The organism is Candidatus Planktophila sp. (assembly GCF_040402315.1).
GTDB lineage: Bacteria > Actinomycetota > Actinomycetes > Nanopelagicales > Nanopelagicaceae > Planktophila.
Window position 1 is genome coordinate 1 of sequence record NZ_JBBAMU010000037.1, and the last position, 2741, is coordinate 2741.

At 47.8% G+C, this 2741-nt stretch carries 5 protein-coding genes and 1 tRNA gene; all 6 read right to left on the reverse strand.

Translation table 11 applies throughout. From position 1 onward, the window contains the following. Positions 1-7: 7 nt before the first annotated feature. Positions 8-80 (reverse strand) — tRNA-Leu (locus tag AC9UEP_RS05410). A 32-nt stretch (positions 81-112) separates the two neighbouring features. Further along, entirely contained in the window at positions 113-826 is a 714-nt protein-coding gene (locus AC9UEP_RS05415; RefSeq protein ID WP_509544821.1) for a uracil-DNA glycosylase, read from the reverse strand. Continuing rightward, positions 801-1709, reverse strand: coding sequence for a Ppx/GppA phosphatase family protein (locus AC9UEP_RS05420; RefSeq protein WP_509544824.1), 909 nt, complete (start codon positions 1707-1709; stop codon positions 801-803). The genes AC9UEP_RS05415 and AC9UEP_RS05420 overlap by 26 nt, the downstream gene beginning before the upstream one ends. Then, positions 1700-2200: a DUF501 domain-containing protein gene (locus AC9UEP_RS05425; RefSeq protein ID WP_509544827.1), complete on the reverse strand. Its 501-nt coding sequence runs from the start codon at positions 2198-2200 to the stop codon at positions 1700-1702. The genes AC9UEP_RS05420 and AC9UEP_RS05425 overlap by 10 nt, the downstream gene beginning before the upstream one ends. Continuing rightward, the gene (locus AC9UEP_RS05430; protein ID WP_509544830.1) at positions 2197-2643 is read right to left on the reverse strand and encodes an FtsB family cell division protein; all 447 of its coding nucleotides are present in this window, start codon (positions 2641-2643) and stop codon (positions 2197-2199) included. The genes AC9UEP_RS05425 and AC9UEP_RS05430 overlap by 4 nt, the downstream gene beginning before the upstream one ends. 9 nt (positions 2644-2652) lie before the next feature. Further along, positions 2653-2741: hypothetical protein (locus tag AC9UEP_RS05435; protein WP_509544844.1), on the reverse strand; the 89-nt coding region annotated here is incomplete at its 5' end.

Below are 2741 nucleotides of genomic sequence, written 5' to 3' on the forward strand. Positions count from 1 at the left end.
CATTTTGTGCCCCCAATCGGACTCGAACCGATACTGGAAGGATTTTAAGTCCTCTGTCTCTGCCATTGGACTATGGGGGCCAATAGAGATGCGAAGTCTACTATGCGAAAAGTTACTTAATACCCGCGAACTTAGCTGCTTTCTTCAACACTGAATCGAGCATTGGCTTGGTGAGTTTGCCTGTGAAAGTGTTCTGTTGACTTGGATGATAACTACCAATGATTAAGTAGTTAATTCCATTATGTGAGTACTTAATCGTGGATCCATGTCCAAACTTTGTTGATAGGATTTTATGTCCTTGCATCTTTAGCGACTTGATTAATACTTGCCAACCAAAGTTTCCCAGTGCGACAAAAGATCTCACTGTGGGAGCAATCAGCTGGATTTCATTTTCAAAATAGGGTGCACATGTGTCGCGCTCTTCAGTGGTGGGTTTATTTCCTGGTGGAGCACAACGCACAGCCATCGAGATTCGAGTCTCTTTAAGTACTTGTCCGTCATCGCGCGAAGTAGATGTTGCAATCTTTGCAATACCGATTCGGTGTAATGATCCGTAGAGCCAATCACCGGAAGAGTCACCGGTGAAGATGCGTCCCGTGCGATTAGCACCGTGGGCACCGGGTGCTAGCCCAACGATGAGCATCTTGGGCTTAACTGAACCAAATCCAGTTACCGGTTTGCCCCAGTATTTCTCGTTTTCATATGACTTGCGTTTGACCACTGCAACTTCTTCGCGCCACTCTACTAACCGAGGGCATTTGCGGCACTTAATGATTGCCTGATCAAGTAATTCAATCGACTTATACAAGTGACCAGGCCATTCCATCGAGAATATCTGATTCAGATGCCACAAATTCAGTAGCACCAGTTGCAAGCATGATGCGTGAAAGAACGAGTGAACCAGCACCGATTACATCAACGCGACCTGGGTGCATATATCCAAGCGCCTCGCGATCTTCTCGCTTCATAGATAGGAAGGCCTTTGAGGCAGCATGAACGTTCTCGGCAGAGATTCGAGAGAGATGGATTGCATATCTGTCATAGGTGCGCAGTTCTAGCGCTGCCGCTGCAACAGTAGTTGCCGTGCCAGCTACTGCAATCAAAGTCTTTGATTTAGTAATGGGAACAATCTTGGCAGCTTGGGCAATTGCCTCATCGATATCCTCAATAGCTGCCGCTATCTGGCCCGGGTCAGCATCTCCACCAGTGAAGTGACGCTCTGACATCCGTACGCAACCAATATTTACACTCCTTGCGAACTCCACATCAGTGGTTCCAAAGACAAACTCAGTTGATCCACCACCAATATCGATAACAAGAAAGGGTCCATCTGTGGCTGGGAAATCACGGGTGGCACCCTGGAAGGAAAGTGCTGCTTCTACTTCTCCAGGAATTACTTCCGGTGCAATACCAAGTCGATCTTTTACGCCATCAATAAACAAGTCTCTATTGGTTGCATCGCGCGTTGCACTTGTGGCACAGAAGCGAATCTTTTCAACTCCGCGCTTTGCAATCTCGATTGCGAATTTATCCACGGCAGCTAGCGTGCGAAGGATTGCATCGGGATGAAATTGACCAGTCTTATCAACGCCTTGACCGAGGCGAACGATCTCCATCTCGCGATGGATTTCGCGAAAGTTGGCGCCATCGATATCGGCAATCAGTAAGCGAATTGAATTGGTGCCACAATCAATAGCGGCTACTCGCATGACAAGTGTTTCCACCACTCGGGCAGCGCTGCAAGTGCTTCATCTCCCAATGGGTTTACTCCAGGTCCTGCAGAAAGTGAATGAGCAATAAGTGAGTGCAGACACTTCACGCGATTGGGCATACCACCTGCCGATACGTTTTCTACCTCTGGAACATCTATCTGCAGCGCAGAACGAGCTGCAATGTAATCATCGTGCGCCGCTGCATATTCACCTGCTAATACCGCATCGCTTTCAAGTCGTACCTGCATCTGACCCATCATGCCAGTTGTTTCCAGGGTTGAAATCGCTGCGGTAAGACGTGGGCAAGTTGCGTAGTAGAAAGTGGGAAATGGTTCACCATTGCTAAGCCGTGGTGGCGTTTCTACGACAGCGGGCTTGCCGCAAGGGCAGCGATAGGCAATGGCGTGTACATCACGAGGCGTGCGCCCTAATTGATTTTCAACAACTACTAAATCGGCATCCGTTGGTCTGCGATTGTCAGCGCTCACCCTTTACCTGCTTCGGTAATTGAGGCAATCATACGGGTATACCAAGGTTGTCCTTCAGGAAGATTATTCACAACATCTGTTTCAAGCACTTGATCAGAACTCTGACCGTCTTCTCCCGTAACAATGTATTGCCGCTCACCTGGCAAGACAAAGTGCAGCCGTTCGCGTGCTTGAGATTTTATGTATTCAGGATCTTGCCAGAGCAGTAACTCTTTACGTGCTGCATCGAGTGCTGAGTTATCACTTTTAAGTTGAGATTGAATTGCATTTATTTGTGCGCGCTGAACAAAGTAATTCTTAATTGGCGGAGCAAGGAAAAGGGCTAACATAAAAAAGATTGCTGTGACAGCAAGCAAGCGTCCAGATCCCTGGCGGCGATTGAAGTTAAGGTTGCGCGAACGGTAACTTTTCTTTCGCTTTCCAGAACTAGATTTGAGCGCCATTTTTTGTAATTAGCCTTTAAAGCGTGGGAATGCCTGGCGTCCGGCATAGACCGCACCATCAGAAAGTTCCTCTTCAATGCGAAGAAGTTGGTTGTACT

Excerpts from the sequence above, each read along its gene's own strand:
- AC9UEP_RS05420 (WP_509544824.1), bottom strand. The coding sequence starts at position 1,709 with ATGCGAGTAGCCGCTATTGATTGTGGCACCAATTCAATTCGCTTACTG.
- AC9UEP_RS05415 (WP_509544821.1), bottom strand. The coding sequence starts at position 826 with ATGGAATGGCCTGGTCACTTGTATAAGTCGATTGAATTACTTGATCAG.
- AC9UEP_RS05430 (WP_509544830.1), bottom strand. The coding sequence starts at position 2,643 with ATGGCGCTCAAATCTAGTTCTGGAAAGCGAAAGAAAAGTTACCGTTCG.